The sequence below is a fragment of the Pseudomonas sp. 2995-1 genome, from assembly GCF_002742505.1.
GTDB lineage: Bacteria > Pseudomonadota > Gammaproteobacteria > Pseudomonadales > Pseudomonadaceae > Aquipseudomonas > Aquipseudomonas sivasensis.
The window spans coordinates 1-260 of sequence record NZ_LJSA01000682.1; the positions used below are offsets into that span (position 1 = coordinate 1).

The following is a 260-nucleotide window of genomic DNA, read 5'->3' on the forward strand; positions in this document are numbered from 1 at the left end:
TTTTATGCCCTTAAAACTGTGGTTTCATTTCAAGGTGATTCCTTCCCGTGGTGGATTAACAATTATTCTTAGTAAACTGAACAGTGATTTAAAAATGGAAGTTACTGAAGAAGTTTATCGTACGATGTTTCATGATTATCCTGATGCAGTTTGCTCCACGGACTTAAAAGGATATTTTTTAACTATAAATAAAGCTTTTAAGGACTTATTCCATGTTGAGGAAGACTGTATTAAAGGAAAGCATTTTTCAAGCTATATCC

Annotated in this window: 1 protein-coding gene; it reads left to right on the forward strand. The window is 32.7% G+C overall.

The genetic code is table 11. From position 1 onward, the window contains the following. Positions 1–34 precede the first annotated feature (34 nt). The coding region (locus AOA61_RS30695) for a PAS domain S-box protein (RefSeq protein WP_158234850.1) at positions 35–260 on the forward strand (226 nt) is incomplete at its 3' end.